25 protein-coding genes are annotated in these 23,305 nt (G+C 66.6%); 12 read left to right on the top strand and 13 right to left on the bottom strand.

All coding sequences use genetic code 11. The annotated features are described in order from the left end of the window. Positions 1-4 precede the first annotated feature (4 nt). The 5 genes from CCK87_RS18600 to CCK87_RS11450 all read right to left on the bottom strand — a co-directional run bounded on the left by CCK87_RS18600 (position 5) and on the right by CCK87_RS11450 (position 5,461). Positions 5-427: a MerR family transcriptional regulator gene (locus CCK87_RS18600; RefSeq protein WP_055778896.1), complete on the bottom strand. Its 423-nt coding sequence runs from the start codon at positions 425-427 to the stop codon at positions 5-7. 50 nt (positions 428-477) lie between these two features. Next, positions 478-1,470, bottom strand: a complete 993-nt coding sequence (locus tag CCK87_RS11465; RefSeq protein WP_086461562.1) for a DnaJ C-terminal domain-containing protein — start codon at positions 1,468-1,470, stop codon at positions 478-480. Between the two features lie 88 nt (positions 1,471-1,558). Next, on the bottom strand, positions 1,559-2,203 hold the full coding sequence (grpE, locus tag CCK87_RS11460; protein WP_249273861.1) for a nucleotide exchange factor GrpE: 645 nt from the start codon (positions 2,201-2,203) through the stop codon (positions 1,559-1,561). Positions 2,204-2,205: 2 nt separating this feature from the next. Beyond that, a complete protein-coding gene (dnaK, locus tag CCK87_RS11455) occupies positions 2,206-4,077 on the bottom strand; it encodes a molecular chaperone DnaK (RefSeq protein ID WP_086461560.1) in 1,872 nt (623 codons plus the stop codon). 172 nt (positions 4,078-4,249) lie between these two features. Next, complete coding sequence (locus CCK87_RS11450) at positions 4,250-5,461, bottom strand: hypothetical protein (RefSeq protein ID WP_086461559.1); 1,212 nt, start codon at positions 5,459-5,461, stop codon at positions 4,250-4,252. Between the two features lie 101 nt (positions 5,462-5,562). Here CCK87_RS11450 and CCK87_RS11445 point away from each other — a divergent pair, with 101 nt between their 5' ends. The 3 genes from CCK87_RS11445 to CCK87_RS11435 all read left to right on the top strand — a co-directional run bounded on the left by CCK87_RS11445 (position 5,563) and on the right by CCK87_RS11435 (position 8,258). After that, the gene (locus tag CCK87_RS11445; RefSeq protein ID WP_086461558.1) at positions 5,563-7,020 is read left to right on the top strand and encodes an MFS transporter; all 1,458 of its coding nucleotides are present in this window, start codon (positions 5,563-5,565) and stop codon (positions 7,018-7,020) included. Between the two features lie 270 nt (positions 7,021-7,290). Beyond that, complete coding sequence (locus tag CCK87_RS11440; protein ID WP_086461557.1) at positions 7,291-7,572, top strand: hypothetical protein; 282 nt, start codon at positions 7,291-7,293, stop codon at positions 7,570-7,572. Continuing rightward, complete coding sequence (locus CCK87_RS11435; RefSeq protein WP_086461556.1) at positions 7,569-8,258, top strand: hypothetical protein; 690 nt, start codon at positions 7,569-7,571, stop codon at positions 8,256-8,258. Before CCK87_RS11440 ends, CCK87_RS11435 begins: the two co-directional genes overlap by 4 nt. Here the strand turns inward: CCK87_RS11435 and CCK87_RS11430 are convergent. The 6 genes from CCK87_RS11430 to CCK87_RS11405 are packed head-to-tail and all read right to left on the bottom strand — an operon-like array spanning position 8,255 to position 13,649. Beyond that, positions 8,255-9,115, bottom strand: a complete 861-nt coding sequence (locus tag CCK87_RS11430) for a prenyltransferase (RefSeq protein ID WP_086461555.1) — start codon at positions 9,113-9,115, stop codon at positions 8,255-8,257. The genes CCK87_RS11435 and CCK87_RS11430 overlap by 4 nt on opposite strands. Continuing rightward, positions 9,112-9,426 carry a lycopene cyclase domain-containing protein gene (locus CCK87_RS11425; protein ID WP_086461554.1) on the bottom strand — a complete coding sequence of 105 codons (315 nt, stop codon included), beginning with the start codon at positions 9,424-9,426 and terminating at the stop codon, positions 9,112-9,114. Before CCK87_RS11425 ends, CCK87_RS11430 begins: the two co-directional genes overlap by 4 nt. Next, positions 9,423-9,767, bottom strand: coding sequence for a lycopene cyclase domain-containing protein (locus CCK87_RS11420; protein ID WP_086461553.1), 345 nt, complete (start codon positions 9,765-9,767; stop codon positions 9,423-9,425). Before CCK87_RS11420 ends, CCK87_RS11425 begins: the two co-directional genes overlap by 4 nt. After that, positions 9,767-11,710 (bottom strand): phytoene desaturase family protein, encoded by a 1,944-nt coding sequence (gene crtI / locus CCK87_RS18595; RefSeq protein ID WP_249273860.1) that lies wholly within the window; start codon positions 11,708-11,710, stop codon positions 9,767-9,769. Before crtI ends, CCK87_RS11420 begins: the two co-directional genes overlap by 1 nt. Continuing rightward, the gene (locus CCK87_RS11410; protein WP_086461552.1) at positions 11,707-12,582 is read right to left on the bottom strand and encodes a squalene/phytoene synthase family protein; all 876 of its coding nucleotides are present in this window, start codon (positions 12,580-12,582) and stop codon (positions 11,707-11,709) included. Before CCK87_RS11410 ends, crtI begins: the two co-directional genes overlap by 4 nt. Continuing rightward, positions 12,579-13,649, bottom strand: coding sequence for a polyprenyl synthetase family protein (locus CCK87_RS11405; RefSeq protein WP_249273859.1), 1,071 nt, complete (start codon positions 13,647-13,649; stop codon positions 12,579-12,581). Before CCK87_RS11405 ends, CCK87_RS11410 begins: the two co-directional genes overlap by 4 nt. Before the next feature lie 140 nt (positions 13,650-13,789). Between CCK87_RS11405 and idi the strand changes: the two genes are divergently transcribed. Continuing rightward, positions 13,790-14,326, top strand: a complete 537-nt coding sequence (idi, locus tag CCK87_RS11400; RefSeq protein WP_086461551.1) for an isopentenyl-diphosphate Delta-isomerase — start codon at positions 13,790-13,792, stop codon at positions 14,324-14,326. On the opposite strand, the gene map is transcribed toward idi, so the two are convergent. Next, positions 14,265-15,080, bottom strand: coding sequence for a type I methionyl aminopeptidase (gene map / locus CCK87_RS11395; RefSeq protein ID WP_086461550.1), 816 nt, complete (start codon positions 15,078-15,080; stop codon positions 14,265-14,267). The genes idi and map overlap by 62 nt on opposite strands. 46 nt (positions 15,081-15,126) lie before the next feature. On the opposite strand from map, the gene CCK87_RS11390 reads away from it, so the two are divergent. Beyond that, positions 15,127-15,408 carry a helix-turn-helix transcriptional regulator gene (locus CCK87_RS11390; RefSeq protein ID WP_086461549.1) on the top strand — a complete coding sequence of 94 codons (282 nt, stop codon included), beginning with the start codon at positions 15,127-15,129 and terminating at the stop codon, positions 15,406-15,408. Here the strand turns inward: CCK87_RS11390 and CCK87_RS11385 are convergent. Next, a complete protein-coding gene (locus tag CCK87_RS11385) occupies positions 15,380-15,844 on the bottom strand; it encodes a helix-turn-helix domain-containing protein (RefSeq protein ID WP_086461548.1) in 465 nt (154 codons plus the stop codon). The two genes, CCK87_RS11390 and CCK87_RS11385, sit on opposite strands and share 29 nt — an antisense overlap. A gap of 82 nt (positions 15,845-15,926) precedes the next feature. Here CCK87_RS11385 and CCK87_RS11380 point away from each other — a divergent pair, with 82 nt between their 5' ends. The 7 genes from CCK87_RS11380 to mnhG all read left to right on the top strand — a co-directional run bounded on the left by CCK87_RS11380 (position 15,927) and on the right by mnhG (position 23,298). Further along, a complete protein-coding gene (locus CCK87_RS11380; protein ID WP_086462009.1) occupies positions 15,927-16,643 on the top strand; it encodes an SDR family oxidoreductase in 717 nt (238 codons plus the stop codon). 183 nt (positions 16,644-16,826) lie between these two features. Then, entirely contained in the window at positions 16,827-19,916 is a 3,090-nt protein-coding gene (locus CCK87_RS11375; protein ID WP_086461547.1) for a Na+/H+ antiporter subunit A, read from the top strand. Next, positions 19,913-20,362, top strand: a complete 450-nt coding sequence (locus tag CCK87_RS11370) for a Na(+)/H(+) antiporter subunit C (RefSeq protein ID WP_086461546.1) — start codon at positions 19,913-19,915, stop codon at positions 20,360-20,362. Before CCK87_RS11375 ends, CCK87_RS11370 begins: the two co-directional genes overlap by 4 nt. Before the next feature lie 8 nt (positions 20,363-20,370). Beyond that, the gene (locus CCK87_RS11365; RefSeq protein WP_086462008.1) at positions 20,371-21,936 is read left to right on the top strand and encodes a Na+/H+ antiporter subunit D; all 1,566 of its coding nucleotides are present in this window, start codon (positions 20,371-20,373) and stop codon (positions 21,934-21,936) included. Further along, positions 21,933-22,583 (top strand): Na+/H+ antiporter subunit E, encoded by a 651-nt coding sequence (locus tag CCK87_RS11360; RefSeq protein ID WP_086461545.1) that lies wholly within the window; start codon positions 21,933-21,935, stop codon positions 22,581-22,583. Before CCK87_RS11365 ends, CCK87_RS11360 begins: the two co-directional genes overlap by 4 nt. After that, a complete protein-coding gene (locus tag CCK87_RS11355; RefSeq protein ID WP_086461544.1) occupies positions 22,580-22,915 on the top strand; it encodes an MrpF/PhaF family protein in 336 nt (111 codons plus the stop codon). Before CCK87_RS11360 ends, CCK87_RS11355 begins: the two co-directional genes overlap by 4 nt. Beyond that, positions 22,912-23,298, top strand: coding sequence for a monovalent cation/H(+) antiporter subunit G (gene mnhG / locus CCK87_RS11350; RefSeq protein WP_086461543.1), 387 nt, complete (start codon positions 22,912-22,914; stop codon positions 23,296-23,298). The genes CCK87_RS11355 and mnhG overlap by 4 nt, the downstream gene beginning before the upstream one ends. Positions 23,299-23,305: the final 7 nt, after the last annotated feature.

Raw genomic sequence — 23,305 nt, 5'->3', positions numbered from 1 at the left:
CCAGTCAGTCGAGTTCCGCCTGGGTGGGGCGCCAGATCACGATCTCGGTGCGGCGGGCCGTGCGCGTTCCATGTTTCAGCGACACCACATCGCCCTGCACATCGGCGGCGAAGACGCGGCGGTTCGGGCGGTTCAGCAGCTCGTCGGCCAGGGCGCTCTCGAGTTCGCGCACACGACCGGTGAGCGCCGAGACTTGGTTCTCGAGGGTCAGGATGCGGGCGATGCCCTCGAGGCTGACGCCCTCCGCCGACAGCCGCGCTATCTCGCGGAGCTGAACGACGTTGCGCATCGAATAGCGCCTCGATTTGCCCGCCGTTCGCGTCGGGCTGACGAGCCCGAGGCGGTCGTACTGGCGCAGTGTCTGCGGATGCATGCCAGCCAGTTCGGCGGCCATGGCGATCGCGAACATCGGAGAGTTCTCGTCCATGGCCTGCCTTCCTGTCTGGCTACTGCTGGTGAGTGAAGAAGCGACTCGGGTTACTCGTGCGCCTTCGAGAGCAGCTCGAGGCGCGGGTTCTCCTGCGGCTCCACAGCGTGGAAGGCCTCGAGAGCCTCGCGGGCCTCCGCGCTCAGGTGTGCCGGAACGGCGACCTGAACGACGGCGAGCAGATCGCCCGTTCCTTTCGACGTCTCGACTCCGCGTCCCTTGACTCGCAGCACTCGCCCAGAGGGGGTGCCCGGAGCCACTTTGAGTTTCACGGGATCGCCGCCGAGGGTCGGAACCTCGATCGTCGCGCCGAGGGTCGCCTCGACGAAGGTCACCGGAACGTTCACGCGCAGGTTCAACCCGTCGCGCTCGAATACGGGGTGTTTGCGCACGGTCACGGTCAAGACGATATCGCCTGCCTCGCCTCCGTCAGGACTCGCTTCGCCCTTGCCGCGCAATTTGATCTTCTGGCCGTCGGAGACACCCGCCGGAATCTTGACCGTGATCGGTCGGCCGTCGGCCGTCTGCAGCTTGATCGTGTCGCCTTTGGTGGCGGTGAGAAAGTCGATGGTCGCCCGTGCCGTGACGTCACGCCCGCGAGTCGGACCACCGAAACCGCGGAAGCCTCCCGAGGAGCCGCCGAACAGTCCGCCGAGCAGGTCGTCGTACTGGCTTCCTGCTCCGGGCTGCGTGTAGGTGTACTGCTGGCCTCCGCGCCCGCCGCCGCCTCCGCCTCCGCCGAACATGCCGCCGAAGACGTCTTCGAAGCCTCCGCCCTGCTGGCCGGGGGCCTGGAATCGTGCTCCCGAGCCCATGGCGCGGATCTGGTCGTACTCCTTGCGCTGTTCAGGGTCGGAGAGAACCGAGTTGGCCTCGGAGATCTCCTTGAACTTCGCCTCGGCCTTGGGATCGCCGGGGTTGGAGTCGGGGTGATACTGGCGTGCGAGCTTGCGATAGGTCTTCTTGAGATCGGCCTCGGAGATGTCTTTCGAGACGCCGAGCACCTTGTAGAAGTCTTTGTCGAACCAATCCTGGCTGGCCATTCGTGTCCTTGTTGTGTTCAGCCCTTCGACGAGCTCAGGGAACGAGACGTTCCCTGAGCTCGTCGAAGGGGCTCTACCAGGTTGTGTACTACGCGCTGACGGGAGTCGAGACGACGACCCTGGCCGCACGCAGAAGCGTGGAACCGAGGTAGTAGCCGGTTTCGACCACATCGGCCACCGTGTCGACCTCGACCTCAGCCGAAGGCTGCTGGAAGATCGCCTCGTGCAGCTGCGGGTCGAAGACATCGCCCACCGCGCCGAAGGGCTTGAGGCCCATGCGCTCGGTGCCGCCGCGCAGCTTCTGCGCGATGGATGCGAACGGTCCGTCTCCGAGATCGCCGTGCTTCTCAGCGCGGTCGAGATCGTCGAGCACCGGCAGCAGGACCTTCACGACCTCGCCGACCGTGCGCTCCCGCTCGACCTCACGGTTCGCCTCGGTGCGCTTGCGGTAGTTGGCGTACTCCGCTGTGACGCGCTGCAGGTCGGCAAGCCGCTCGGCCGCCAGCACCTCGTCTGAAGCCGTCGAACTCGACGCGGTGGACGCGTCTTCGAGAAAGCTCAGGTCGGCGTCGGTCAGCGACGTCTCGACGTCGGGGCCTTCGGCCTCGATGAACGCGCCGTCGATGGTCGGCTCGTCGGCTGGAGAATCGCTCCCCGAGCCCGCCGCCGGGGTCTGAGCCGAATCCGGCTCGTTCCCTTCAGCGGGCTCAGGGAACGTGTTCTGGTCTGCCACGATTACTTGTCCTTCTTGGGCTCGTCGTCTTCAACGACCTCGGCGTCGACCACGTCTTCGTCAGACGCGTCGTTCTGAGGAGCGTCGGTCGGTGCTTCGCCTTCGGCGGCTGCATCGGCCTGGCTCGAGGCATAGATGGCCTCACCCAGCTTGCCCTGGCTCTCGTTGAGCTTGTCGAAGGCGACCTTCACGGCCTCATCGTTGTCTTCGCCGGCAAGCGCCGTCTTGAGCTCGTCGACATCGGCCTGAACGCTCGTCTTGACGTCTTCGGGCAGCTTGTCTTCGTTCTCCTTGATGAGCTTGTCGATCGAGTAGGCGAGCTGCTCGGCGTTGTTGCGCACCTCAGCGGCCTCACGACGCTTCTTGTCTTCGGCGGCGTGCTCCTCACCCTCACGAACCATGCGGGCGATGTCTTCCTTCGACAGGCTGGAACCACCCGTGATCGTCATCGACTGCTCCTTGCCGGTGCCCTTGTCTTTGGCAGACACGTGCACGATGCCGTTGGCGTCGATGTCGAAGGTGACCTCGACCTGCGGGATGCCGCGCGGAGCCGGCGCGATGCCGGTCAGCTCGAACGTACCGAGGTTCTTGTTGTCGCGGGTGAACTGGCGCTCGCCCTGGAAGACCTGGATCGCCACGGACGGCTGGTTGTCGTCTGCCGTGGTGAAGGTCTCGCTGCGCTTGGTCGGGATGGCCGTGTTGCGCTCGATGAGCGTGGTCATCATGCCGCCCTTGGTCTCGATACCGAGGCTCAGCGGGGTGACGTCGATGAGCAGAACGTCTTTGCGCTCGCCCTTCAGCACGCCGGCCTGCAGGGCGGCGCCGACGGCGACGACCTCATCGGGGTTGACGCCCTTGTTGGGCTCCTTGCCACCCGTGAGCTTCTTGACCAGCTCGACGACGGCGGGCATACGAGTCGATCCACCGACGAGCACCACGTGGGCGATGTCGTTGACCGAGACGCCGGCCTCGCGGATGACGTCTTCGAACGGCTTCTTGGTGCGGTCGAGCAGGTCGCTGGTGAGCTCCTCGAACTTGGCACGGCTGAGCGTCTCGTCGAGGTTGGCAGGGCCGTTCTCGGTGAGCGACAGGTACGGCAGCTGGATGCTGGTCGAGGTCGACGACGACAGTTCCTTCTTCGCCTGCTCAGCGGCTTCCTTGAGACGCTGCTTGGCGATCTTGTCGCCGGAGACGTCGACGCCCGTGGCGTCCTTGAAGCGCTTGATCAGGTAGTCGACGACGCGCTGGTCCCAGTCGTCTCCACCGAGGCGGTTGTCACCGGAGGTCGAGCGCACCTGGATCGTGGAGAAGTCGTCGTCCTTTCCGACTTCGAGCAGCGACACGTCGAACGTTCCGCCACCGAGGTCGAAGACCAGGATGAGCTCGTCTTCTTTACCCTTGTCGAGACCGTAGGCCAAGGCAGCAGCGGTGGGCTCGTTGATGATGCGCAGCACATTGAGGCCTGCGATCTCACCGGCCTCCTTGGTGGCCTGGCGCTCCGCGTCGTTGAAGTACGCGGGAACGGTGATGACCGCGTCGGTGACCGTGTCGCCGAGGTAGCTCTCTGCGTCGCGCTTGAGCTTGGCGAGAATACGCGCCGACAGCTCCTGCGGGGTGTAGGGCTTTCCGTCGATGTCGACGGTCCAGTTGGTGCCGATGTGACGCTTCACCGAGGAGATGGTGCGGTCGACGTTGGTCACGGCCTGGCGCTTCGCGGTCTCACCGACGAGCACCTCGCCGTCTTTGGTGAAAGCGACCACCGAGGGGGTCGTGCGGAAGCCTTCCGCGTTGGCGATGACGGTGGGTTCTCCACCTTCGAGGACCGCGACCACCGAGTTGGTGGTACCGAGGTCGATTCCTACTGCACGAGCCATGTGAGTGATTTCTCCTTGTTTGCTGGCGGGACCGAAAAGATAAGTTCGCACAAGGGTTGAGCCTTGTTGACTCAAGCTTGCCAGCGAGCGAAATCAATGTCAAGCACTCACAGCTAAAGTTGAGCTAGGTCGACTCAAGTTTGGTCGCGCGCCGATAGCGCGCCGCACACCGTCAGTTCCGGATGCGCAAGGGTTGCGCCAGGCGTGCGTCTCTGGCCGCGAAGACGGCCCCGTCGACGATTCGAGAGGGATGCGACGCGAGGGCGATCACGTCGACGGCCGCGTCGACCGGCGGGTCGACGAGCGACGCCAGCACGCCCAGATATCCGTCGAGCATCACGACCTCGGCACCGACCACGGCGACGGCGGATTCGATCGCCTGCGCGAGCGACGTCATGGCAGACGTGAGCACCGATGCCGCCCTTTCGTCGCCCTCGGCCAACGCCGACACGAATGCGGCGAGGGCGTCTCGGGGAAAGCGGTCGACGAGCGTGTCCGCGTCCTCTTGGTCATGCACGGAGGCCGCTGCGAGCAGCGCCGCCAGCCCCACTACCCCGCCGAGGCGCTCCACTCCTCCTCCGTCGACCGAAACACAGATGCGGGCGAAGTCCGCTTCGCCCGACGAACCGGAGTGCATCGGTTCGCCCCCGAGGAGGACGGCGCCGCTGACGGTTCGCTCTCCCCCGAAGTACAGCGCCGTGCGGCGGCCGATGCGCTCACGCAACTCGCCCCGCGCCAGCCCGAGCGCGGCCACCGCGCTGTCGCGGTCGAGTTCGACCACGACCGCACCGCATCCGCCGGCCAGGAGCTGCTCGCGCACGGCCGTGAGAAGGTCGATGTTGCTCCAGCCGAGCGACTCGGACCGCGCGACGTGATCGCCGCACGGCGAGATGACTCCGGGCACCGCGACGGTGATGGCCGTCAGGGTGCGGTGCGGGTCTATCGACTCGACGATCCAGTCGATCGCGGCCCGCAGCATCCGAATTGCCGGCGCAGCATCGCCGCCGCGCAGATCAGACCTGTCGGCGTAGCTGCCGAGGTGATCGCCGCCCACCGTGGCGGTCTTCGCCTGCACACCATCGACATCCAACCGGAGACCCGCGACGACCCAGGCGTCGCCAGAGAGCGAGACGGAGTGCGTGGGTCGTCCGAGACGCGACTGCGTCGGCGCGAGTCCCTCGTTCACGAGCTCGAGCGCTTTCAAGTCGCTGATCATGCCTGTCAGCGTCGAGAGCCCGAGCGTCGACGAGGCGGCGATCTGCGCCCGCGACGATGGTCCGTTGTCTCGCAGGTATCGCAGCACGAGCGCGAGATTATGCTCGCGCAGATCAGCCGTGTCCCCGCCGCGCGCCCGGCCGAAGAGGCCCCCCCGGTGCCGGTTCATGCACGCAATAGTAGCCCCCGGACCACGCGCGCCTCGACCGATTCATCGAGCGTTGCCGAGTTGTCTGCTGCCTCGACGCATTGCGCGGCTACTGTGTGAGCATGAATCAGAATTCCGGCGGCGAAGCCGGGCAACCGGCCGGCCCCCACGACCCCTCGGCACCGCCCCGGATCCCCGTGGCCGCCAACACCGGCGCCGCGCTCGCAGTCGGTCTCGATCTGCAGGTCGCTCCCGTTCCCGCGCGCCAGGTGCGGTCGTGGGCACTCTGGGATTGGGCGACTCAGCCGTACAACTCGGTCATTCTCACGTTCATCTTCACGGCTCTGTATCTGACCACCGACGTCTTCCTCCCTGCCGACGTCGCGGCGCTTCCCGATGACGCACCGGCCAAGGTCGCAGGCCTCGCCGATCTTGCCAGCGGATTCGGCTTCGCCATCTTCATCGCCGGGCTGGTCATCCTCGTTCTCGCGCCCGTTCTCGGCCAGCGGGCCGACCGAGCGGGAAGCCGCAAAGCCGGGCTGCTTCTCTACACGATCCTGCTCATCGCGAGCATGGGGGCGCTCTTCTTCGTGCAGGGCCAGCCGAGCTACTTCGTGCTCGGAGCCGCTCTCGTCGCGATCGGAAGCGTCTTCAGTGAACTCGCCGGAGTGAACTACAACGCGATGCTCGTGCAGGTATCGACGAAGAAGACGATCGGCCGCGTTAGCGGGCTCGGATGGGGTCTCGGCTACATCGGAGGCATCGTCGCCCTCATCCTGGTCGTCGTTGCGTACAGCGCCGACTGGTTCGGGCTGCCGCAGGATGATGGGCTGCCGTTCCGTATCGTCGCGGTCGGATGCGCCATCTGGACGATCATCTTCGCGATTCCCATCTTCGTGTTCGTGCCCGAGCTTCCGGCAGCGCGTACCGTCGGACCGAAAGTGGGGTTCTTCGCGAGCTACGTCGTTCTCGTGAAGGACATCGCACAGCTCTATCGCGAGAGCCGTCACACGTTCTGGTTCCTCGTGGCCAGCGCCGTCTATCGAGACGGGCTCGCCGGCGTCTTCGCCTTCGGAGCGATCATCGCGAAGGGCACCTTCGGCTTCGACTTCCTCGAGGTGGTCGCGTTCGGAATCGCCGCCAACCTCGTGGCGGGTGTGAGCACGATCGTCTCGGGGCGTTTCGACGACCGCTTCGGGCCGCGCACCGTCATCCTCTTCTCGCTCGTGGGCCTCGTCGTCGCGGGCACCGGCGTCTTCGCCCTGCACGATGCCGGCAAGATCGTGTTCTGGATCGGCGGTCTCGCCCTGTGTCTCTTCGTGGGTCCCGCTCAGACCGCGTCGCGGTCACTGCTCGCCCGCGTGTCGCCGGCGGGCCGCGAGGGCGAGATCTTCGGCCTCTACGCCACGACCGGCCGAGCAGCGAGCTTCATCTCACCCGGGCTCTGGTCGCTGTTCATCGCGCTTGCGGGAGCGCAGTACTGGGGAATCCTGGGCATCGTGATCGTCGTCGCGGTGGGTCTGGTGCTTATGCTGTTCGTGAAGCTGCCCGATCTGCGCGCCGCGGCGTCCGCGGAGTAGCCGCCCCGCGGCATCCGCGCCTGCGCTACCCCGCCGCAAAGGTGAGGTGTCGCAGATGGTGAGGTAATCGCCCCTCGCATCAGCCATGTATGCCACCTCACTTCGCTCCCGACGAGCGGCCGCATCATGAGATGTCGCGAAGGGCGACGTGGAGAAGGCTCGTGCCCGCCAAACGCGTCATCTCGTGTTGCGTAGAGGTCGCGTTCATCTGCGGCATGACCCTGTGGAGAACGGGCGACGCGCTGAAACGTCTTCGACGAAGCTAGGCGGATGCCGAACGCTTCGCCCCTGCCCCACGATCTTGACGGACGCCCCTTCTCCGTCAGCGACGCGCGGCGTCGGGGCGTGACGCGGAGCAGACTCCGCGCATCCGACCTCTACGCCCCTTTTCACGGCGCTCGACTGCCATCGACCTCGAGGAGCCTGCGCGAGCGCTGCATGGCCTGGCAGTCCGTCGCTCCGGAGGACTCGCACGTCAGCCACTCCACGGCTGCGCTCCTGTACGGATGCCCTCTCCCGCGGCGCCTCGAGACGACGAGCGACATCCAGTGACCGTAGTGCGGCCCCGCCGTCCGCCGCGAGCGCGCGGCGTTCTCGGCCACTCCACCGGCCCGGGCCGCTGCACGCCGATCGACTCTCGCGGGCTCCGGATATCCACCGCCGAGCAGACCTGGCTCGATCTCGCCACACAACTCGACTTGCTCGAACTCGTCGCCGCAGGCGACTACCTGCTGCGCGGATTCCGCCGACCCGACGGCACACGACGCCCCTTCACGACCGTCCAACGCTTGCGCGATGCAGCGGCAGCACACCCGGGGCGCCGCCACAGGGCGATGATCGACCGCGCCCTCGGCGCCATCCGGGAGAGGGTCGACTCCCCCAAGGAGACGGAACTCCGGCTCCTGCTGCAGAGGGCCGGCTTTCCCGAACTCATCGTCAACGAACCTGTGCACGACGAGAACGGCCGCATCGTGGCAACACCGGATCTGCGCGTCCGCGGCTACAACCTCGGCATCGAATACAAGGGATTCGTGCACGCCACGAGCCAGGATGCGTGGGAGAACGACATCCGGCGACAACGCAAACTCGACGATATCGACTGGAAGACGATCGACGTCGTGCGCGCAGACCTGAAGCAGCCGCACCACATCATTCTCGTGATCGAAAGCGAACTGCAGAAGCGAGGCTGGACGGGCAGCTCGACGTGGCCCGGCCTGCACTACGAGCAAGAACCCTAGGGAACCAGCACCCAGAGCCAGATCAGCAGCATCGTCACCACGAAACCGCACACGAAGTTGAACGTCAGGAAGCGGCGCCACCCGGTGTTCGCACGCTCAGCATCAGCGTCGGCGATCGACCAGTAGGGCAGAACGCTGAGTGCGTAGGGCAGAACCAGCACGCTTCCCAGCGGGCCCGGCCACGTCGTGAAGAGCATGAGCACGCCGCCCAGCAGATACGCCACGAAGGCGATGCGCACCGTGGATGCACCCCCGATGACGGTGGCGATCGACGAGATGCCGCCCTCCCTGTCGGCGACGATGTCCTGCACCGCACCGAACGCATGGCTGGCCACACCCCACAAGAAGAAGGCGGCGAGCACGGCCCAGAGAGCGGGCGTGAACGCGGCCCCGGCCAACACGAGACCGTAGACGGCCGGGCTCACGAAGTGCGTGCTCGAGGTGAGCGAGTCGATGAAGGGGCGCTCTTTGAACCGCAGCTTCGGAGCGCTGTAGGCGAGCACCGCGAACAGACTCACAGCGAGCACCAGCCACGACAGGGGCGAGCCGACCGCGACGAGGAACACCACGAACGGCACATTCGTGATCACGACGGCCCACAGGGTGATGCGGTGCAGCGACTTGTCGAGCACCGCGCCTTCGACCCCGCCCTTGCGCGGGTTGCGCATGTCGGACTCGTAGTCGAAGACGTCGTTGATACCGTACATCGCGAGGTTGTAGGGGATCAGGAAGTACAGCGTTCCCAGCACGAAGACGAGGTCGACCTCGCGGGTGACCAGCAGGTAGCCGGCTGCGAACGGGAATGCCGTGTTGACCCACGACAGGGGCCTCGACGACAGGAGCAGTTGGCGAATCATGCGCGCGTCTCGCGTTCTCGCGCGGGCAGCAGCATCCAGAGCGACGGCAGCAGGATCGCCGCGGCCACCGCGTACGCGAAGTCTTCGAGCGGAGCGATACCGATGAACGCGCCCGAGATGAGCGAGGGCTCGTAGCCGACGAGCCCCACGCCGATCATGACGTTGTCGAAGACCGCCGTCATCACGAGGAGCACGCCGAGGGTGATCGCGATCGCGACCCACGGCTTCGTGCTCCGGATGCGTACGGCAGCGCCGATCGCGACCAGCGCGACGACAGCGAGGAAGATCGCGTTGAGGCTCCAGTAATTCACGAGCGCACCGCCGCGCTCCGCGCGGAAGCGGCGGTGACTCGCTGCCGCGTCAGGAAACCGAACAGATTCATGGCGAGGTAGCAGAGCAGTGTCAGAAAGAAGAGCTCCTCGACCGGCAGCTCGGGGGCCAGCTGCAGCCCCGTCATGAACGAGGTCTCACCACGGAAGAAGATGCCGAAACCGATGCCCGCCAGATCCCACGCGATGAAGAACGCCAGACCCGCGGCCAGAACGATGGATGCCCGTCGAGCGTCACGAAAGAAGAAGAGCGTGAATCGTCGGTCGAGCACCACCATGCCCGTGATCGAGACGAGAAGAGCGAGCAGGTAGAGCAGACCCATCAGTCGCCGGGCTCCGCCACAACGGCGGTGTCGGCCGACGTGTCGGTCGACGCCTCGGCGGGATACGTCAACGGCGCGATCTCTGCGGTCTCGTCTGCGGGCTCCGCCAGGGCACCCGTCGACGTATCGCCGCGCAACCGCTTGATCACGAGCTCCGCGCTGATCAGACACATGGGCAGTCCGATTCCGGGAATCGTGGATCCACCGGCGTAGACCAGGCCGTCCACCTTCTTCGACACGTTGCCCGCGCGGAAGAACGCGCTCTGTCCCAGCGTGTGGGCCGGGCCGAGAGCCGTGCCCTTCCACGAGTTGAGGTCGTCGACGAAGTCTGCTGGGCCCATGGTGCGCCGCACCACGATGCGCTCTGCGAGGTCGGGGACACCGGCCCACTCGGCCACCTGCGCGATTGCGGCGTCGGCGATCTTCTCGACCCGCGCATCCCCCTGGCCATCTTCGCCGCCGTGTCCGATGCCCGGATCGGCAGGGATCGGAACCAGGATGAAGATGTTCTCGTGCCCCTCGGGAGCGACACCGCTGTCGGTGGCGCTCGGGCGGCACACATAGATCGAGGCGGGCTCGGGAACCGAGGTCGGACCCTTGGGCCCGAAGCGGCCGAACTTGCTCGCACCGAAGATCTTGCCGAAGTCGCCCTTCCAGTCTTTCGTGAAGAACAGTGAGTGGTGCGCCAGCTCGGGAAGCTCGCCTGTGACACCGAGGTAGACCAGCACGGCGCTGGGGCCGGCCGTCTTCTTCTGCCAGTACGACTCGGGGTAGGTCTGCAGCTCGGGCAGCAGCATGGTGGTCTCGACGTGGCGCAGGTCGGCCGTGGCCACGACCAGCTCGGCCTCGAGCTCGTGAGCCCGGCCCTCCTCGTCGAGGTAGTGCACGCCACCGACACGGCTGCGATCGGATGCGCGTGGCGGGGTCGCCGAATCGGCTGCGGCGCCTGCGCCGGCCGTCGAGGTGCCGGGGCCGCTCGGGGCCGCGGCGACGCCATTGCCGTGCGCATCCACCTCGCCGGCCAGAACGCGCCGCAACTCGTCGCGGTCGATCACGTTCGTGTCGAACTCGGTGGTCTCGTAGTCGTAGACGCTCTTCTCGGGTTCCGGCGCTCGAAGCGCCGGATCGAGCTCGAGGACGATGCGCGTGACGGTCGCTCCCGTGTGGATCTCGACGCCCGCATCTCGGGCGATGTTCGCGATGCTGGCGATCACCTGGCCGAATCCGCCCTGGGGGTAGAGCACGCCATCGTTCATGTCGAGGTGGCTCATCAGGTGGTACATGCTCGGAGCGGCATACGGCGACGATCCGAGGAAGACGGCGGGGTACCCGAGGATCTGCTGCAGCCTGCGGTCGTGCACCGCGCGGCCCGCAAAGCTCGCCAGCGTCTCGGTGAGGAGGCGTATGAGCCTGGGCGTGCGGCTGACCACCGGGCCTACCGCGAGCGGCCTGAGATCTTCGAAGGTGGAGTAAAGGAAGTACTTCTTGGCGAGCTCGTAGGTCTCGGCGGCGGAGTCCAGGTAGCCGGCCATCTTCACGCCGGCGCCGGGCTCGATCGACTCGAACAACTCGAGATTGGAGTCGAGATCGCTGCGGATGTCGACCGTGGTCTCTTCGCCCTCGAAGAAGACGCGGTAGCCGGGGTCGAGGCGGGTGAGATCGAGCTGCTCAGCGGCCGACGTGCCCATGAGCTTGTAGAAGTGGTCGAAGACCTCGGGCATCAGGTACCACGACGGGCCCGTGTCGAAGGTGAACCCGTCCTTCTTCCAGACTCCGGCTCGGCCGCCGACAGACGCCTGCTTCTCGAGGACCGTCACCGAGTAGCCCTCGCGAGCCAGAAGCGCGGCGCTCGCCAAGCCGCTGATGCCGCCGCCGATCACGATCGCCCGTCGGGGCGCGCCCTTCGGATCGGCTTCTGAGCCGGCGGGGATGGCGGTGGTCACTCGTGCTCCTTCGGTAGACGACCCGCGGCTGCAAGGGCCGCGATTCGCATTTTAACTGGGTTGGGCACGCGGATGCGGGTGGTCACCAAGACCGACGCGGGCGTTTCTCGCAGGCGGCGAGTGAGTTCGGCGAAGAGGCCCTGCGCGAGCACCACCGCACGACGGGACGACGACGGCAGAAGCGTGAGCGTGCTGCAGGCGATGTCGAGGTCGTTCTGGATGTCGTCGATGATCGCGGTCTTCTGCGCCTCGGTGAACGAGTCGACGTCGACGCCGGGAAAGTAGCTGCGACCGAGCGCGGTGAAGTCGGCGGCGAGGTCACGCAGGAAGTTGATCTTCTGGAAGGCCGCACCGAGATGGCGGGCGCCGTCGACGAGGCGGGCGTCGTCCGCCTCCGAGTAGCGGTGGCCGACGAGGAACGCCTTGAGGCACATCAGCCCCACGACCTCGGCCGAACCGTAGACGTAGCGCTCGAACGATTCCGGGGTATGTGCGGTCTGGCTGAGATCGGCCCGCATCGAGGCGTAGAAGGGAGCCGTGAGCTCCTCGCCGAACCCCGTCTCACGGGCCGTCAGAGCGAAGGCGTGCACCACGAGGTTGGTGCTGAACCCGCATCGCATGGCCTCGTTCGTCTCTGCCTCGAGGGTGTCGAGTTGAGACCGGATGGCATCCGCCGCGAGGCACGCCTCCGCGGCGACGCCATCGACGACCTCATCGGCGAGCCGCACGAGTGCGTAGATGTTCTCGACGTGCTGGCGGACCGGCTGCGCCAAGAGCTTGGAGGCGAGCCCGAACGATGTGGAGTATCGGCGAATGACGACGGCCGATGCCTCCATGGCGACGCGGTCGTACAGAGAGCGTTGCTGAGTCATTTGACCCGTTCCAGCACCGTCGACACGAAGCCGCGGAACTCCGCGCGAACGGAGTCGGGAAGAGAGGCCGATGCCAGATGCTCCCAGGCGCGATTGGCGAAGTCGCTCGCGAGCGCCTCGGCGTAGCGCCGCGCTCCGCTTTCTTCGAGCAGAGCACGGATGTGCTTCGCGCCCTGCTCATCGAGCTCGGGATCGCCGAACAGCGGCTCGATCTCAGACCACTGCTCGGTCGTGGCCGCGTAGGCGATCAGCACGGTGCGCTTGCCCTCACGGAGATCTCCGAGAGTGGACTTGCCGGTGTCGCCTTCGTCTCCGAAGACGCCGAGGAGGTCGTCGACGATCTGATAGGCGATGCCGAGATTGCGACCGAACGATCCGAGAGCCTCGACGGCGGCATCGTCGGCTCCCGCGAGCACGGCTCCGGCCTGAAGAGGAGTCTCGAACGAGTACACGGCCGTCTTGAGTCTCTCCATATCGACGATGTCGTCGACCGACGGCGGATCCGGATGCAGCGAGAAGTCGACGTCGAGCAGCTCGCCGGCGGCGGAGGCGAACATGGCCTCGTCGAGAATCTCGTGCAGGCGTTCGCGGAGCTCGCCACCGACCCCGCTGCGGTCGAGGAGACGGAAGGCATTGAAGAGAGCGAGATCGCCCGCGATGACGGCGACCGAGAGCCCGCGATGCTCTGCCGTGGGAATCGGAATACCCGCCGTCTGCGCGAGATCGCGATAGCTTCCCGACACGTTCAAACCGCCTCGACGGATGAAGTCACGGTCGATCACGTCATCGTGAACGATGAGTGCCGTGTGCAGCAGTTCGAAGGCCGCTCCGACATAGGCTGCCGTCTCGGAGTCCGTTCCCCCGAACGACTCGTATGCCGCCAGCACCATCGACGGCCGGAACCGCTTGCCGCCGGCGGAGTTCTTCTCGAGCGTCTCCCAGAGGGTGACGTAGCGAGGGCCGATGCCTGAAGCTCGCGACTTTGCGAGCCCGAAGAAGCGGTCGAGAACCGCGTCGACATGCTGCCGTCGCCGCTGGGTCACCACCACGAGATCATGCGTATCCACAGTCCGAGGCTAACTTACGAGACTGTCTAAGTAATCCGCCGCGACCGGGGGATTGCACAAAGGCGGGTTGCCTGCTCGAAGAAAACGGGTCCGATCAGTCAGTCGGCTGACTATTCCCTCACCTCTGGCAGACTGAAGGAATGTCTTCTCGCGAACAGGTGGTCCTCCTTTCTGAGGAGGGGACCCCGATCGGAACGGCCGACAAGGCCACGGTGCACACAACAGACACCGCCCTGCACCTTGCATTCTCGTGCCATGTCTTCGACGAGCAGGGTCGAATCCTCGTGACCCGACGCTCGCTCGCCAAGGTGGCGTGGCCGGGCGTCTGGACCAACTCTTTCTGCGGTCATCCGGCACCGGGCGAAGAGATGACCGACGCCGTGGCCCGCCGCGCCGAGCGCGAGCTGGGCATCACCCTCGACGACGTGACCCTCGCGCTGCCGGACTTCCGCTATCGGGCGACCGACGCATCCGGCATCGTCGAATACGAGATCTGCCCCGTATTCACCGCCACGACGAGCGACGTCGTGGCGGGCAGCCCCGACGAGGTGGCCGAGTGGAACTGGGTCGACCCGGATGCGCTGGGCGCCGCCGTCGCCAGCACCCCGTGGGCGTTCAGCCCGTGGCTGACTCTGCAGTTGCCGCTGCTGCGAGAGACGACCGCGACGGCACGGTGAGGATCTCTGCGCCGTCGTCGGTGATGGCGATGGTGTGCTCGCTGTGCGCGGTTCGCGCCCCTGTTGCGCTTCGAAGTGTCCATCCGTCGGGGTCGGTGACGAGCTCGGCGGTGTCGGCCATGACCCAGGGCTCAAGCGCGAGCAGCAGGCCGGGTCTGAGGCGATAGCCCCGACCTGGTCGGCCGTCGTTCGAGACATGAGGGTCCTGGTGCATGGTCGACCCGATGCCGTGGCCGCCGAACTCGAGGTTGATCGCGTAGCCCTCCTCGGTCAGGACCGTGCCGATGGCATGGGAGATGTCTCCGATTCGAGCGCCCGGACGGGCGGCGGCGATCCCCGCCCCGAGGGCCCGCTCGGTGGCCGCGATCAGGGCCACGCTCTGTGGCGGCCTCGACGGGCCCACAATGAAGCTGATGGCCGAGTCCGCGGCCACTCCCTGCAGTGCGACGGCCAGGTCGAGCGTCAGCAGGTCTCCGTCTCGAACGGCATAGTCGTAAGGGAGCCCGTGGAGCACGGCGTCATTGACGGCGGTGCAGATGTAGTGGCCGAAGGGGCCGCGGCCGAACGACGGCGCGTAGTCGACGTAGCACGACTGCGCTCCTGCGTCGACGATCATGTCGCGCGCCCACCGGTCGACCTCCAGCAGGTTGGTGCCGATGACGATCTTCTGCTTCAGCGAGTGCAGGATGTCGGCGACGAGGCCGCCGGTGACGCGTGCGCGGGCTAGTTGGGCCTTATTCAGGATCTCGATCATGCCGATAACTATACCGGTACTGTTATGACGGTATTAGTATCAAGGCATGGTCAGACTCCCCCTTTCCGCAAGCGAACTCGAACGCGGACAGCGCCTCGGCTCCGTGCTGCGCCGGGCCCGGGGCGAACGCTCCATGCTCGAGGTCGCCGTCGAGGCCGGCATCTCGCCCGAGACACTCCGGAAGATCGAGACGGGCCGCGTCGCGACGCCCTCGTTCCAGACGATCGCAGCACTGGCGCACGTGCTCTCGCTATCGCTCGACGAGGTGTGGGCCGAGATCAATCCGCCGCGCGCGGCGGTCAGGCCGCGGTCGCTCCAGGCCCGCTGACCGCCTCGACCGAATCCAGGGCGACCTCGCGCCCCTCCTTTGTTACGAAAGCGACATGCAGGCTGTCTCCGGTGCCGCGTTCTCGATGCTCCACGACCGGCCCGAATCCCGTCGGTCGATGAGTGTCGCCCCACTGCGCAAGGCTCGCCAGCACGATGCCCAGGTCGCGACCGGCCTGCGTCAGCAGGTACTCGAATCGTTCACGCTCCCCCTCGGCCCGGTACGACCGGCGCTCGAGCACGTCGAACTCGACGAGGGTCGCGAGCCTGGCCGCGAGGACGTCTTTAGCCACGCCGAGGCGCTGCTGGAAGTCGGAGAACCTCGTCACCCCGGCCAGCGCTTCGCGCACCACGAGGATCGTCCACTTCTCGCCGAGCACCTCGAGGCTTCGAGCTACCGGGCAGAGAGGGTCTTTGCCCAAAACCGACGTCGTCATACTCGCAGGATACCACCTGGGTTGGATATTGCTACCTAGAGTGCTAGGTTGTGATTTCCAACCCAGAAGGAAGATGGACATCATGACAACAGACATCAGCGGCGCAGTGGTTCTCGTCACCGGAGCAAACGGCGGGTTGGGGCGCGAGTTCGTGACCCAGGCGCTCGAGCGCGGAGCGATCAAGGTCTACGCCTCGGCCAGGACGCCTCGCGACTGGGAGGACGCTCGCATGGTGCCGCTGACCCTCGATGTCACCGACGAAGACTCCGTGAGAGCGGCCGCCGCCGTCGCGTCTGACACGACCGTGGTCATCAACAACGCGGGCGTGGCAGGAGACGTACCGATGCTCGGATCCTCCGAGGCACTGCGCCGCGTGTTCGAGACCAATTTCTTCGGCGCGGTCTCGGTCGCCCGTGAGTTCGCCGGTGTTCTCGGACGCAACGGCGGAGGGGTTCTCGTCGACGTGCACTCCGCTTTGAGCTGGCTCGGAGTTGCCGGGGCCTACAGCGCGTCGAAGGCAGCGTTCTGGTCGGCGACCAATTCGCTGCGCCTGGAGCTGGCGCCGCAGGGAACCCACGTCGTCGGGCTGCACCTCGGCTACGCGGACACCCCCATGACCGAGGGAGTCACCGCGCTGAAGGCCGATCCGGCCGACATCGTCGCCCGCGCCTATGACGGGGTCGCGGCCGGAGAATTCGAGATTCTCGCCGACGACACGAGCGTGCAGGTGAAGGCCGGGCTCTCGGCTCCGCTGGAGGCGTTGTATCCCCAGCTCGTCAGCTCGCCTCCTGCAGCCTGAGTCGAAGCTGCAGCCCGGCCCCGCTTCATGTGTAGGGACGGGCTGCAGCTCCCCAGCGAGAATCTCGAAGAACTTATGCCGTTCGGGGCATTCATCTCCCGACCGCCGGTAGACTGAAGCTCCACACGGCCGCTTGCGACCGGGCGCGAACCGTTCCCCGGCCGAACATCTGAGGGAGCCGCAATGATCATCTCCCTCATCGGCTTCGCCCTAGCCGGGCTCGTTCTGCCATCGCTCACGGCGCGCTTCGGCCCCCGGATGTTCGTGGTCGCGGCCGCTATTCCGGCCGCCGTCTTCGTCTGGTTGCTGTCCCAGATCCCCGCCGTGACGCGAGGCGAAACCCCCACCGAACTGCACCCCTGGGTTCCGCAGCTCGACCTGGCCCTCGCTTTCAGGCTCGACCCGCTCTCGCTCACGATGGCCCTCATCGTGACCGGCGTCGGAGCGCTGGTCGTGCTGTACTGCGCCCGCTACTTCCGCCGCGGCGAAGACGGTCTCGGAAGGTTCAGCGGCGTGCTGCTCGCCTTCGCCGGGGCCATGTTCGGTCTCGTCGTGAGCGACGACATCTACGTGCTCTTTATGTTCTGGGAGGCGACGACCGTCTTCTCCTATCTGCTCATCGGCCAGTACACCGCGAAGCGCAAGAGCCGGGGTGCCGCACTCCAGGCGCTGCTCGTGACCACGGCCGGCGGACTCGCGATGCTGGTGGGCGTCGTCATCCTGGCCGTCGAGTCGGGCACGACTCGGGTGTCGCAGATCGTCGCCGACCCGCCGCAGGCATCCGGCCTCATCACGGTCGCCGTTCTTCTCGTGCTCGTCGGAGCCCTCTCCAAGTCGGCTCAGGTGCCCCTGCACTTCTGGCTTCCGTCGGCCATGGCCGCGCCCACGCCGGTGAGCGCCTATCTGCACGCCGCGGCCATGGTCAAGGCCGGCATCTTCCTGATCGCGCTGCTAGTTCCCGCGTTCGGCGAGACACCCGGATGGCGACCGCTGCTCGTGGCCGTCGGCGTTCTGACCATGCTGGTCGGTGGATGGCGCGCCCTCCGTCAGCACGACCTGAAGCTGCTTCTGGCCTACGGAACGGTCAGCCAGCTCGGCTTCCTCACCGTCGTCGTGGGCTACGGCACGCGCAACGCGGCCCTCGCCGGCATCACGCTGATCACGGGCCACGCCCTCTTCAAGGCCACGCTGTTCCTCGTCGTCGGCATCATCGACAACCGCCTCGGAACCCGCGACCTGCGTAAGATCAGCGGGCTCGGTCGCCAGGCGCCGCTCCTCGCGGTCGTCGCGACGCTCGCAGCGGCGTCGATGGCCGGACTGCCGCCACTGATCGGCTTCGTCGCCAAGGAGGCCGTGTTCACGGCACTGCTCGAAGACGCGGAGCACGGTGCACCCCTCGGACTCGTGGCCCTGATCGGTGTGGCCCTCGGTTCCGTGCTCACCGTCGCCTATACCGCCCGCTTCCTCTGGGGCGCGTTCGCTCGCAAGCCGGGTGTCGAACCGGCCGAGTTCGTGCACGAGCACGTCGACTTCCTCATTTCACCCGCCATCCTGGCCCTGGCGAGCCTGGCTCTCGGCATCGCCTCACCGCTGCTCGATCCCCTGTTCGGCCGCTATGCCGACGGCGTCGCGCCGCTCAGCGGCGAGGCTCTGGCCGCGAGCACATCAGCGACGGCCGCCGGCGACACGGTCGAGATTCCGGATGCGGCCCATCTGGCCCTCTGGCACGGTCTCGAGCCGGCCCTCGGCATCTCGGCCATCACCCTCGTGCTCGGGCTCGCACTTTTCGCCGCACGCACGCGCGTCTCCGCCATCCAGAACCGCGTGCCGTCACTCATCGACTCGGCCCGCGGCTACAGCCGGGTGGTGCACCTCGTGGATCGCGGGGCGGTTCGGCTCACCCGGCTGACCCAGACCGGATCGCTGCCGATCTACGTCGCGACCATCCTCGTCGTGCTCGTGGCCGCCGTAGGAACTGCGCTCGCCCTCGTCGGCGAACTGCCCGGTTCGCTCCGGCCATGGGACTCCCCGGCTCAGCTGCCCATCGCGATCGTGATGGGCGTCGCCACGATCGCGGCCGCTCGTGCCCAGAAGCGCTTCATGGCCGTCGTGCTCGTCGGGGTGACCGGCTACGGCATGGCCGCACTCTTCGCGCTGCAGGGCGCCCCCGACCTCGCGCTCACTCAGGCTCTCGTCGAGACCGTCACTCTGGTCACCTTCGTTCTCGTGCTGCGCAGACTGCCGTCGGCGATCGGGCAGGATCACAGCAGGCGGCACCGCATCGTGCGAGCCGTCATCGGTGTCGGCGTCGGCATCCTGATGTCTGTCGTCGCCGTCGTCGCCCTGGGCTCCCGAATCGCCGAACCCATCTCGCTGAGATTCCCGGAGCTCGCCTACGAGGGCGGCCACGGTCGCAATGTCGTGAACGTGCTGCTGGTCGACATCCGCGGCTGGGACACTCTGGGCGAACTCAGCGTGCTCGTCGTGGCCGCCACCGGCGTCGCCAGCCTCGTCTTCCTGTCGCGTCGCAGCAGCGACATGCCCCGACTCGGCCCCGAGACCGAGAGGCCGCGCTGGTTCGCACGCCGCACACGCATGGCCGAGGCTCCGGTTGAGGCGACCTCGAGCGCCGGCGCGACTCCCGACGGAGCGGCTCCCTCGCAGGAGAGGGGCAACCAGCGCACGCCGTGGCTGCTCGCGGGCAAGACGCTCGCCCCCGAGAACAGATCGATCATTCTCGAGGTCGTCGTGCGGCTGCTGTTCCACTCGGCCATCGTCGTATCGGTCTATCTGCTGTTCGCGGGCCACAACATCCCTGGCGGCGGTTTCGCCGGGGGCCTGGTCGCGGGACTCGCCTTCGTCGCCCGTTACCTCGCTGCCGGCCGCTTCGAGCTCGGCGAGGCCGCGCCCATCGACGCAGGAAAGCTGCTGGGCTTCGGCGTTCTCTTCGCCGGCGGCACGGCTCTCGTGCCGATCTTCTTCGGCGTCGATGCTCTGACCTCGACCTGGTTCGAGGCGGAGCTTCCGGTGATCGGCCACGTCGAGTTCGTCACGTCGACCCTGTTCGACATCGGCGTCTACCTCATCGTCGTCGGGCTCGCCCTCGACATTCTCCGCAGCCTCGGCGCAGAGATCGACAGGCAGCAAGAAGAAGACCACGACGACGAGGGCGACGACGAGGCTCCCGGTGCTCACCAGATCAACACGTTGAGCCACACTCCAGACTCGCCGACTCCCGACGCCGAGAACTCCACAGAGGAGAGCATCCGATGAGCGCCTCCCTTGTTCTGATCCTGCTGATGGCCGCGCTCTATGCCGGCGGGGTCTACCTGCTGCTCGGCCGCAGCATGACGCGCATGCTGCTCGGCTTCCTCTTGGTGGGCAATGCCACGAATCTGCTCATCCTGATCATCGCGGGGCCGGCGGGTCTCGCCCCGATCGTGGCCGACGGAGTCGAGCCGTCCGAGATGCACGACCCGCTGCCCGAGGCGCTCATCCTCACAGCCATCGTCATCACCTTCGGGGTCTCCGCCTTCCTGCTCGCCCTCATCTACCGTTCGTGGCGCATCGCGCGAGCCGACGTCATCACCAGCGACGAGGCCGACGTGGCCGTCGGCGGCGCAGATAGCTCGATGGACGACGAGGAGAGCACCGAGGCGGAAGACGGCTCGGGCGAAGACACCGAGTTCGAAGGGCGAGCGGAGGCGAAGGCACCGTGAACGCATTGATGAACTCACTGATCCCGCTCGTCGTTCTGCTCCCCCTCATCGGCGCGGCCGGAGCACTCATCGCGGGTCGTCGACCGAGGCTGCAGGTCACGTTCTCGATCTCGGTCCTGTCGCTCGTGGTGCTCACGAGCGCAGCGCTCGTCTACCTCACCGATCAGACCGGCGGCCACGCCGTCGAGGTCGGAGGCTGGTCGGCACCGTTCGGAATCGTGCTGGTAGTCGACAGGCTCTCGGCCCTGATGCTGCTGATCTCATCGATCGTGCTGTTGTTCGTTCTCGTGTTCTCCGTGGGTCAGGGTATGGCCGACGGAGACCGAGAGACACCCGTGTCGATCTACCACCCGAGCTACCTGATCCTTGCTGCCGGCGTCTTCAACGCGTTCGTCGCGGGCGACCTGTTCAACCTCTATGTCAGCTTCGAGATCCTGCTCGTGGCGAGCTACGTGCTGCTCACGCTCGGCGGAACCCAGGCTCGAATCAAGGCCGGCATCACGTACATCATCGTGAGTCTCGTGTCGTCGATGCTGTTCCTCGCCTCGATCGCCATGATCTACGGCGCCACCGGAACCGTGAACATCGCCCAGCTGTCGGTGCGTCTCGGCGAGCTGCCCGCCGACATCCAGCTCGTGCTTCAGATCATGCTGCTCGTGGCGTTCGGCATCAAGGCGGCGGTCTTCCCGCTGTCGTTCTGGCTCCCCGACTCCTACCCCACGGCGCCGGCACCCGTCACGGCGGTGTTCGCAGGTCTGCTCACTAAGGTCGGCGTCTACGCGATCATCCGCACTGAGACCGTCCTGTTTCCCGGCAACACGCTGCAGACCGCGCTGCTCGTGGTTGCGCTCCTCACGCTGGTCATCGGCATCCTGGGCGCCGTCGCGCAGTCAGACATCAAGCGGATGCTGTCATTCACGCTGGTCAGCCACATCGGTTACATGATCTTCGGCATCGCGATCGGAACGGTGGCCGGCCTCGGCGCCACGATCTACTACGTGATCCACCACATCACGGTGCAGACCACCCTCTTCCTGGCCACCGGACTCGTCGAGCGGCAGGGCGGAACCACCGCTCTCAATCGACTCGGCGGTCTGCTCAAGGCCTCGCCGGTCATCGCCGTGCTGTTCTTCATTCCCGCCCTCAATCTCGGCGGCATCCCGCCCTTCTCGGGCTTCATCGGCAAGCTGGGCCTGTTCGAAGCGGGGGCGCAGGCGCCCTCGCCACTCATCTGGGTGCTGATCGGCGCCGGCGCGCTCACTTCGCTACTCACTCTCTACGCCCTGATGCGCGCGTGGAGCCTGGCCTTCTGGCGGCCGAAGCGCGAGGCGCACGAAGAGGAGTCGCCGGCACTCGACCGCATAGAGGAGGCCCCCGAAGAGGCCTCTGACGTGCAGGAGACGAAGGCCTCACCCCGCATCATGATCGGCGCGACCGTGGCCATGGTCACGGTGAGCGTCGCGCTCACCGTCTTCGCCGGCCCCCTGTACTCGATGGCCACCCGCGCGGCGGAGACTCTCGAGGGTCCCGCCGACTACATCTCGCTCGTGTTCCCCGAGGGGGGCGTGTCATGAGCGGCGTGAAGGGCTCGATCTGGCGGCAGGTTCCTCTGTTGCTGTGGCTCGTCGTGCTCTGGACCCTTCTGTGGGACCAGGTGTCCGTGCTCAGCGTCGTCACCGGCATCCTGCTCGCCCTGCTCGTGACCCGCGTGTTCTACCTGCCTCCCGTCGAGTTGCCCGACCGAGTCAATCCGCTGGGGCTCGTCGTCTTCCTCGGGCACTTCCTGTTCGACCTGGTGCGCGCCTCGTTCCAGGTGGCCTGGCTCGCGATCGATCCTCGCCGCGTGCCGACCAGCTCCATCGTCGCCGTGCAGCTGTCCACCAAATCCGATCTGAGCCTCACGCTCACCGCGCTGGCCGTCTCGCTCGTGCCCGGTTCGCTGGTCGTCGAAGCCGACCGGCAGGACGACATCCTGTATCTGCACGTACTCGGCACCGAGACGGCGGCCGACGTCGAGAAGGCCCGCGCCGACGTGGTGGCGGTCGAAGAGCGCATCGTTCGCGCGATCGGCTCGCGCGACGACGTGCGCCGCGTCAATCTCTCACGGGCCGATCGGTCTCTCGGACCGATCATCTCGGGTCGTCGACAGCGGGCATGGGAAGAGCGCCACCCGGCCATTCCGGTCGAACAATATACGAGCGAGGGAGGCTACCCCGAATGAGCATCGTCGTCTATGTCGCCGGGGCGCTGTTCGCCGCAGCAGCTCTCTTCGCCGTCATCCGCATCTGGCGCGGCCCCTCCATCCTCGATCGCATGGTCGCCGCCGACATGCTGCTCTCGACGCTCATCTGCATTCTCGGAGCGGAGATGGTCTACAACCACCACACACGAACGCTGCCCGTGGCCCTGGTTCTCGCCATGTTCGCCTTCGTCGGCTCGGTGAGCGTGGCCCGCTTCGCGACGAAGCAGAAAGACGCCGAGGCCAACAGGGCAGACGAGGGAACGTCGCCGCTCGACCCCTCGCTCGACGAGCTGGCGGGAGGCGAGAAATGACCGCCGACACGTGGTTCGAGGTCGCCTCATCGGCGTGCCTGCTCATCGGCGCCCTGCTGAGCCTCGCGGCCGGCGTCGGGCTCCTGCGTTTTCCCGATGCGCTCTCCCGCATGCACGCGGCGACCAAGCCGCAGATCGCGGGCCTGGCGTTCATCCTGCTCGCCATCGCTCTCGAGCAACGCAACTGGGGCACGATCTCGACGCTGTTCCTCGTGATGCTCTTCCAGATGCTCACGGCACCGGTCGCCGCCCACATGGTCGGCCGCGCCGCGTATCGCACCCGTCACCTTCGCCGGGAGCTGCTGCTCACCGACGAGCTGGCCGACGTGGTCGACCGGGCCAGCCACGACCTCGCGACAGACCCGGCGAACCGACCGGAGTAGCGGGGCG

Origin of the sequence: Agreia sp. VKM Ac-1783 (genome assembly GCF_900177765.1) — a bacterium.
Lineage (GTDB): Bacteria > Actinomycetota > Actinomycetes > Actinomycetales > Microbacteriaceae > Agreia.
This window is presented reverse-complemented; position numbering and strand designations above follow the sequence as displayed.

What these genes read in the sequence shown, in the direction of transcription:
- CCK87_RS11370 (WP_086461546.1), top strand. Translation starts at nt 19,913, where the DNA reads ATGAGCGCCTCCCTTGTTCTGATCCTGCTGATGGCCGCGCTCTATGCC.
- idi (WP_086461551.1), top strand. Translation starts at nt 13,790, where the DNA reads ATGTCTTCTCGCGAACAGGTGGTCCTCCTTTCTGAGGAGGGGACCCCG.
- CCK87_RS11355 (WP_086461544.1), top strand. Translation starts at nt 22,580, where the DNA reads ATGAGCATCGTCGTCTATGTCGCCGGGGCGCTGTTCGCCGCAGCAGCT.
- CCK87_RS11365 (WP_086462008.1), top strand. Translation starts at nt 20,371, where the DNA reads ATGAACTCACTGATCCCGCTCGTCGTTCTGCTCCCCCTCATCGGCGCG.
- CCK87_RS11385 (WP_086461548.1), bottom strand. Translation starts at nt 15,844, where the DNA reads ATGACGACGTCGGTTTTGGGCAAAGACCCTCTCTGCCCGGTAGCTCGA.
- CCK87_RS11465 (WP_086461562.1), bottom strand. Translation starts at nt 1,470, where the DNA reads ATGGCCAGCCAGGATTGGTTCGACAAAGACTTCTACAAGGTGCTCGGC.
- CCK87_RS11450 (WP_086461559.1), bottom strand. Translation starts at nt 5,461, where the DNA reads ATGAACCGGCACCGGGGGGGCCTCTTCGGCCGGGCGCGCGGCGGGGAC.
- map (WP_086461550.1), bottom strand. Translation starts at nt 15,080, where the DNA reads ATGATCGAGATCCTGAATAAGGCCCAACTAGCCCGCGCACGCGTCACC.
- CCK87_RS11360 (WP_086461545.1), top strand. Translation starts at nt 21,933, where the DNA reads ATGAGCGGCGTGAAGGGCTCGATCTGGCGGCAGGTTCCTCTGTTGCTG.
- CCK87_RS11420 (WP_086461553.1), bottom strand. Translation starts at nt 9,767, where the DNA reads ATGGGTCTGCTCTACCTGCTCGCTCTTCTCGTCTCGATCACGGGCATG.
- CCK87_RS11380 (WP_086462009.1), top strand. Translation starts at nt 15,927, where the DNA reads ATGACAACAGACATCAGCGGCGCAGTGGTTCTCGTCACCGGAGCAAAC.
- CCK87_RS11430 (WP_086461555.1), bottom strand. Translation starts at nt 9,115, where the DNA reads ATGATTCGCCAACTGCTCCTGTCGTCGAGGCCCCTGTCGTGGGTCAAC.
- dnaK (WP_086461560.1), bottom strand. Translation starts at nt 4,077, where the DNA reads ATGGCTCGTGCAGTAGGAATCGACCTCGGTACCACCAACTCGGTGGTC.
- CCK87_RS11445 (WP_086461558.1), top strand. Translation starts at nt 5,563, where the DNA reads ATGAATCAGAATTCCGGCGGCGAAGCCGGGCAACCGGCCGGCCCCCAC.
- CCK87_RS11390 (WP_086461549.1), top strand. Translation starts at nt 15,127, where the DNA reads ATGGTCAGACTCCCCCTTTCCGCAAGCGAACTCGAACGCGGACAGCGC.
- CCK87_RS11410 (WP_086461552.1), bottom strand. Translation starts at nt 12,582, where the DNA reads ATGACTCAGCAACGCTCTCTGTACGACCGCGTCGCCATGGAGGCATCG.
- CCK87_RS11375 (WP_086461547.1), top strand. Translation starts at nt 16,827, where the DNA reads ATGATCATCTCCCTCATCGGCTTCGCCCTAGCCGGGCTCGTTCTGCCA.
- CCK87_RS11440 (WP_086461557.1), top strand. Translation starts at nt 7,291, where the DNA reads ATGCCGAACGCTTCGCCCCTGCCCCACGATCTTGACGGACGCCCCTTC.
- CCK87_RS18600 (WP_055778896.1), bottom strand. Translation starts at nt 427, where the DNA reads ATGGACGAGAACTCTCCGATGTTCGCGATCGCCATGGCCGCCGAACTG.
- mnhG (WP_086461543.1), top strand. Translation starts at nt 22,912, where the DNA reads ATGACCGCCGACACGTGGTTCGAGGTCGCCTCATCGGCGTGCCTGCTC.